The following is a 6,966-nucleotide window of genomic DNA, read 5'->3' as shown; positions in this document are numbered from 1 at the left end:
ACTATTGTTCTATAAGTAACTAAAGACAAAAGGCATTAATACTCCTAGGATTAATGCCTACAAAATTAAAGTTTGACCTAAATAAATCACTCTTTGAAAACTTCTTCCTGCCTTTTTAATCCCATCTCCTCCAGACAACGGTGAAGAATATCTTTTTGTATTCCATTTACTAAGTAATATTTCTCCTTGAAAATAACTCTAATTACCTCAACAATTTCTGCTTCAGTGATCTCACTTGTTTGTATAGATTTAATGTAAAGATTTAATGGAACATTATTTTCACCTAAATGTAATGGGGGTTGTAAATAATCGATCTTTTGGAATCGCTTAAAATCATTCATTGAAAAAAACCTATCTCTTTTAATACAATTTTCTTTTTCTTCCTCTGTATGTACCATATCTTTTGTTTCTGTTTCTAAAAAGAGTGCTTTAAGTGGAGGATTACCTGCTAAAAGTGCATCTTCGTTTAATAACTCTTCTAATTTTAACAGAGTTTGAGTTCCGACCCCTTTACTCCTTAGCATAGGGTTTGTAACTATATAAACTATAAAACCCGAATTTACGTCTGCAAAATAATGTCCTGTAGCAAAAGAAACAAGTTTCTCTCCTTCAAATCCAACTAAAAATCGGTAATTGTTAAACCTTTCGTTTTTAGCGTACTGTAAACTTTTTTCAAATATATTACGTGATTCACGGACTTCAATTGGAAAAGTGCGATCATATATTTCAAATACTTTTTCCAAAGCACTTACATTATCTAAGGTAATTTCATCCCATCTGATTGTCATAACACTGCCACCTTTTCTAGCTGTATTAAGCAATTGTATCATAATGGCTTTTTATTCTTATTCAACAAAACTGCTTCTATAGTCGAAAAAGAACAGGCGATTTTCTGGAATACTCCTGTCTCCATTAGCTTAATTTTATTTAATGTGTTTAACGGCTTCATAATCCGGTGGAAGTTCTTTAATTTTATTTTTGTCGAAGGCTTTTTTCAGTATTTTTTTGTTTTTCATAAAATGATATTCAACTTTCAGCTCCTTAGGAATAGTGCTCGAAGCTATTCCATCTTTCAGGAAAATATAAAAATAAAGAAAGCTGCCACTTTGACTAGGCCTTCCACAAATCATATAAGATTCTATATCTCCCCATCCAATTTCAACGTTTCTTTTATCTTTCTCAACAATTACACCTGTTTCTGTCACAGTTATAAGTAATGTAGGTTTTATTAATTGTTTAAACGAATAAACGGTTATATATAAGAAAAGCATCCCAAATAATAACCTACAGATCAGTCCTGCCCAATAAAGCCAATTCATTTCACCGCCTAAATTAGTAAAAAAAAGCAATGCCACATATATTAACAAGTGAGCAAAAATAATTAATATTACAAACATATAAATTCTTGAATTATAAAACTTTTTCTTTTTCAACTAATCACTTCCTTCTATTAAAATACGAAACACTTTGTAAGAAAGTTTCAGGTTCTTTCTAAGCTAATAACTGCTACCTTACTCCAACAAGAAAAAGCGATATCCCTTATGGAAAAATCGCCCCCTTATTCAATAAACCTGCTTCTTTTGTTGAAGAAGACCTCTAATTTGTATCAACTAATATTTCCTCGAAATATTCCTTAAATTCCTCTTTAATTTCTTCTAATGATTCATCAAGTAGTTCACCGATAATCTTGCTTCCTGGTATTTGTTTTGAAATCGGCATTCCTAAGAGTATGCGTTCACATTCCCATATTTTAATTATATGTAAGTCAATAGGTTCACTATTTTTGTCAGTTTTATCAGAAACGCCTATTGCAACTGAGGAACTATATCCAGGCTTAAAAGGGTCGTCTCCCTCTTTATTGAAATCAGCGTCAAATTGTAAGTTCTTCTTAGCAAAAACAGGTTTATTCTCATTTAACAATTTTTCAATATGTTCTATTAATGTCGATTCAATATTTTTTATTTTCATTTTTAGTTCTTCAGTGAAATCCTTTTGTTGATATTTCATCTTCAAATCACTCCTCCTTTAATAGGATAAACTAAAAGCCTTCTTGAACTAAACTGCCCATTTCTTAAAAGCAATCCTTTTAAAGAATTGCTCCCTAAAGTGAATAAGCAATATTTAGTTATACTTATTTTCTTGGGCTTGAATTGAAGAATTAAAGAATTAAAGGTTCTAGCCTTTATTAGCCTCTTTATGCACCAGGCTTAATATCGATTAAAAAATACATTAGTGTAAAGATAACCATTAATACCACTATGCCTAATAAAAGCCGTTTCATAAGCCCACCTCATTTTTGGTAATTATCTCACTTCAATAAGTTCTCCGCTTTTATAAACTATTCCTTCTTCCACAAAACTGCCTCTATTGTTAAATAAGCAAAAGGCACCCCTAATTTAAGGACTGCCCCCTTTTCTTTAAGTACATTTTTTCTTAGTTATCGTTATTAACACAAAGCTGTTCAGCTATTTCTTGTACTCGCTCTATGGTAACTCCATTTCTGAATTCCACCGCTAAAGGATGGTCGGTTGGTTCGAGTTCTATGTATGGTCGAGTGCTGTCTGCTCGGGGATGGACCATTGTTTTTAAGTTTATTGAATCAGGATAACAAGGTAAATCAGTAGATAGCCACCCAAACATTGGTTCCAATAATTCTTGTTTTTCCCAGAAAGCTTTTATTTTATTAAAATTAGGTTCACTTAATGATACCCATACACCCCATATTAGATGTTCATCCGTCTCAATTATAGGAATTTCAATGCATCCTCGAATAAAGTAATGTTCGTTATCCATAACACATAAATCGTCATCTAACTCAAACCTATCTGCACGCTCTTCAGGTGCATAATCGTAATAATAAACAGGAGCTGGATTTCCGTAACTAGTAGGGAGTTCCTCGTAATATTTACCGCAACAACTGCAAGTGTATCCCTTAATTTTAGTCATTATGTTCCTCCATTAATTAATTTCACTTATAAATTCAACAAAAAGAGGAATCAATCCTTCTTGGATATATGCCCCCTATACTTGAAGTAGTGAATTTTAATATTTCACCTATGTTGTGAGCCTGCAATTTGAAACTACCGTTGAAGAAAATCAATCACCAATCAATGTCAGTCTCCAAACAGTTCTTTTTTTTCTTCTTTTGTTAAACCCGTGAAGAACTTTTTGTGTACCCGTAATTCTTTCTCTTTTTTCGGAAAAATCCTTTCAAACCAAGTTACCGCCATAGGAGTATGTTCGGGTAGGGCATTAACCTTTTCTAAAAACCATTCATACTCCCTAATACTCTCATCAGTCAATAATGACACATCTATTTTTCTGCTTTTATAATCAAGTTCAGCTAATTCTCTAGCCGTAATATGTCCATTTATTTTTTTCACTACGCCAATTTCAGAGGGCATACGTTCACTATCTAAGGAGACAAAGTAATGTATAAAGTTTGGTAATCTAAAGAGTCCCTTTTTAGTATCTTTTTTATTTGCTATATAGAGCCAACGCCCTTTAGGGGCAAAGCTATTAAACTGCTCGTTATCAATTGACATTAATATCTTTTCATACGTTTTCATAACACACCTACTACACTATTTTATAGAATTACTTATAAACCTACTATTGTTTCTTATTTCTTAAACAAATCTGCTTCTTTAGCTTCATAAAGAATTCAACAAAAAAGGCGGTTAATCCTTCCTGGATCAACAACACCCTTTAGTTGAAGAAAAATTCTCACTCAAATTCATAAAATATTCCTTTTGCTAAATTTTCTTTCCCTTCAAATAAAATTTCATAAAAGAAAATTTTAAGGTCTTCGTGCGATTTAATAATTTTTTTTGTTTTAAAATCTATTTCTAATATCTTCTCATCAGTATCAATCACATAATAAGAGTTTTTTACAATTGAATCAGCAAAAATGAAATGGTTTTTAGGAGTACGTTTTCTTCGGTATAAATTGTCCATAGTTTTTAAATCAAAAGCTAAATGAACTTGTTCTTCTATGCTTAAACCTTTATATGTGTCTGCACCTTTTCCCGCGACTCTTAATAAATCAAATAAATAACAACCATTATAAAATGTTAAAAACTTTTTATATTCAGCAGGAATCTCTTGTTTTAAATCTTCTTCAACCATATTAATATCTACAAATGATAATGGTGGTTGAAGATGTGTATGCCATCTACCTTCTCCTAAGTGTCCATAAAGTACAGTTTGGGTTCGTAATTTTTTCTTATCTTTTCCATATAATTCACTTAGTTCACGACTAAGAAATTCAAACATAAATATCACCTTCATTAACAATGTAAACATATTATTAGAGGTTATTCTTAAAATATCCTGATTCGTTTGTAAAATAAGACATACTGCACATAAGTTCAACTCAACCACTATTCCAATAAGAACACTTAGTTACATCTTATATTTATCTTGATATTCTTTAAATTGCTCCTGGTATTTTTGAAGCCTTTTTACATCTGACTTCGAATTTGAATTTAAGAGTGGCTTTCTTTTTCCCACCACCATAATGTCTTTATCGCCAATTGGACTTATATGAACATATGCTTCAAATTTATCAGATTTAGTATTTGGTAGCGCGACAGATAGCTTTGCGTATTCTTCAGTTGGAAACTGATTAGATATTAGCAAATCCCGAAGCTCCTTTAATTCAGTAATCGGTTATAATGATTCATCTTCTACTTTGATATTAGACAACCCTAGGAATTTTAAATTTATAAGTTGCTTTAGGGAGCCAAGATTCTTTAATTTTAAAGAAGTAGAGTCACTTCCAGATAAATCTAATAATTCCATTCTAGTAGCTTGTTCTAACCGTTCTATATCATTTAGCTTTGAAAAATCCTTAATGGACAGTGATTTTAAATTTTGGTTTTTTGATATATTCCAAAGCTTATGGGCTTTTGTATTCCATTCAAGTGCCAAAACTTCAAGTTCTTTAAGGCATTCAAGGTTTGATAAATCCTCCACTCTCATTTCATAAATGTGGAGCATCTTTGGGCTAACCAACCTTAATATAGTATCAAATTGACTTTGATTTACTGTGTAAATCCATAGTTTTTGAAGGTTCGAAAATAACTTGAGCCTTTGGAGATTTTTGGTTTTCCCTTGAATGAGCAATTCAGTGGCATTAGAATCTACGGCGTTTAAGTCATCAGCAAAATCGGGTCTTAATTCAGTGCGAAAAATATATTGAGGGTGTTCTTTAAGAAACAACATAGAGTACCTCCAAAACATCAATTAACTATATGTATTTTAAAACAGTCAAAGTATATATTCTTCTATATTTAGGTCAACTCCTTCCTTTAACAAAACTCCCTCAATAAACAAAATGAAAACTCACGTTTTCTCCAGTATTCTCAGTATTTTATAGAATGTTATTTTAGAGTTAATGCTCGTTATTATGGTTGGATTTATCTCGTAAGGATAAATTTGGGCTTTTGAAGCAAAAAAGACTATTGTTCATTAACCACGCACTTACAAAAAATGGTGGATGAGTCAAAATATGATCGCACTAGTGGATGTCCACATTTCTCATGGAGGTCAACCCTCCCATGCCTCACAGGTCTTCGCTCTCAAATTCCTTCGTCCAACCTTACCATGAGGTGGATGTCAGTCATGCTGCCCCACAGGGTCCTTGCCCGAAGTTTAGTTGCTTTGCTGACTAATCCGCGCTTCAAATGTACGAGATTTATAACACTTAAACTCTTTTCTACTTTACTGTTCCTACTGAATTAAGCGGCCTTTTCAACTTCTATGTTTGCTTTCATATGGGGGATATCCTGTAACATTCGCTCTTCACTAAACTCAAATTGTTTCTTACCTATGGCAAAGAAAATACGAATTAACTTATTGCAGAGAGCTATCAGAGACTGCATTTTCTTTAGTGGATTATCAGGACGCTGTGTGTAATAGGCGTGCAGCGCTTTAAAGGCCGAATTCTTCGCAACCATAATCATACAAACCCTGAAGAGGAGAGCTCTCAGCTTCTTTCTACCTCGTTTGGTAATTTTAGTTTGCCCTTTATGCTTGCCAGAGGTGTTCTCCTTCAAGCTCAATCCAGCTAGCTTAATGATTTGTATAGGATGAGAATAATCTTGAAGATTTCCAACTTCCGCAAAGAAGCCGGCAACAGTATCTCTCCCTACTCCCTTAATGGCTAACATTTGTTGAACACCAGGAATATGTTCAATTAGGTTATCTATCTTATCATCTAGTTCTACGAACTTCTCTTGTATCAAGTCATACTTATCAAGCAGAGTCGCTAGTTCTAATTTAGCCATATCAGCACCCTGACGAAGTCCGATGGACTCTTTAGCTGCTTGTTTTAACTCTATTATTTTGTTTAGTCCCACACTCCGACTAACTGCTTTTCGTAAATGATCCAGTAAATACTGATCAGTGAAATGAATCATCTCATGCGGTAAGGCTCCTAGCCTTAAAAATTGCAAGGCTGCTTTCCCTTCCCAACTCTTAAAGACGGTTAGAAACTCAGGAAAGTACCGATCTATCCAGTTGTGAATCTGGCCTTGTACCGTTTGAAGGTCGTCAGTTAGGAGATCGCGTATTTTTTTAGCCACACGGAGTTCTGCATAAACACCCTGTGGATTCGTTGGTTCAGCATATCTCCCATCCTTGACCAACTGCGCAATGACTTTAGCATCTTTCACATCGTTCTCAGTCGGTGAGTTGTCATCGAGTTCCTTACTTTTCTTCACATGTAATGGGTTAACTGCGACAAATTTTATATTATTTTCTTTGAGTATATGAGCTAGATTTAGCCAATAGTGTCCGGTAGGTTCCATACCTACTATCACTTTTTCCATTTGTTGTTCTAGCTTTAATTGATTGATCCAATCAAGAAACAGTTGAAATCCTTGCTTGGTATTATCAAAATAACAAGGGGAACCAAACTCCATTCCTCTATAATCCTGTGCCCGTGCCACATGCTTGAACTTC

9 protein-coding genes are annotated in these 6,966 nt (G+C 33.5%); all 9 read right to left on the bottom strand.

Annotated elements, in window-relative coordinates; all coding sequences use genetic code 11:
* Positions 1-86 precede the first annotated feature (86 nt).
* Positions 87-788 carry a GNAT family N-acetyltransferase gene (locus BKO01S_RS23485; RefSeq protein ID WP_066060190.1) on the bottom strand — a complete coding sequence of 234 codons (702 nt, stop codon included), beginning with the start codon at positions 786-788 and terminating at the stop codon, positions 87-89.
* A 135-nt stretch (positions 789-923) separates the two neighbouring features.
* Positions 924-1,433 carry a hypothetical protein gene (locus tag BKO01S_RS23480; RefSeq protein WP_066060188.1) on the bottom strand — a complete coding sequence of 170 codons (510 nt, stop codon included), beginning with the start codon at positions 1,431-1,433 and terminating at the stop codon, positions 924-926.
* 163 nt (positions 1,434-1,596) lie between these two features.
* A complete protein-coding gene (locus BKO01S_RS23475) occupies positions 1,597-2,007 on the bottom strand; it encodes a hypothetical protein (protein WP_066060192.1) in 411 nt (136 codons plus the stop codon).
* A gap of 426 nt (positions 2,008-2,433) precedes the next feature.
* Positions 2,434-2,946 (bottom strand): DUF2199 domain-containing protein, encoded by a 513-nt coding sequence (locus BKO01S_RS23470; protein ID WP_066060186.1) that lies wholly within the window; start codon positions 2,944-2,946, stop codon positions 2,434-2,436.
* Between the two features lie 167 nt (positions 2,947-3,113).
* On the bottom strand, positions 3,114-3,569 hold the full coding sequence (locus BKO01S_RS23465) for a hypothetical protein (protein WP_066060184.1): 456 nt from the start codon (positions 3,567-3,569) through the stop codon (positions 3,114-3,116).
* 157 nt (positions 3,570-3,726) lie between these two features.
* Positions 3,727-4,275 (bottom strand): SMI1/KNR4 family protein, encoded by a 549-nt coding sequence (locus BKO01S_RS23460; RefSeq protein WP_066060182.1) that lies wholly within the window; start codon positions 4,273-4,275, stop codon positions 3,727-3,729.
* A gap of 129 nt (positions 4,276-4,404) precedes the next feature.
* Positions 4,405-4,641, bottom strand: coding sequence for a hypothetical protein (locus tag BKO01S_RS25260; RefSeq protein WP_369691018.1), 237 nt, complete (start codon positions 4,639-4,641; stop codon positions 4,405-4,407).
* Positions 4,642-4,671: 30 nt separating this feature from the next.
* Positions 4,672-5,226, bottom strand: a complete 555-nt coding sequence (locus tag BKO01S_RS23455) for a hypothetical protein (RefSeq protein ID WP_369691017.1) — start codon at positions 5,224-5,226, stop codon at positions 4,672-4,674.
* Between the two features lie 515 nt (positions 5,227-5,741).
* Positions 5,742-6,966 (bottom strand): IS110 family RNA-guided transposase (locus tag BKO01S_RS23450; protein WP_066060179.1); only part of this gene is annotated, 1,225 nt, incomplete at its 5' end.

Source organism: Robertmurraya korlensis NBRC 107688, assembly GCF_001591645.1.
Classification (GTDB): Bacteria; Bacillota; Bacilli; order Bacillales; family Cytobacillaceae; genus Robertmurraya_A.
The sequence above is the reverse complement of the archived record's forward strand: the minus strand, read 5'-3'. Positions and strand labels throughout refer to the sequence as shown.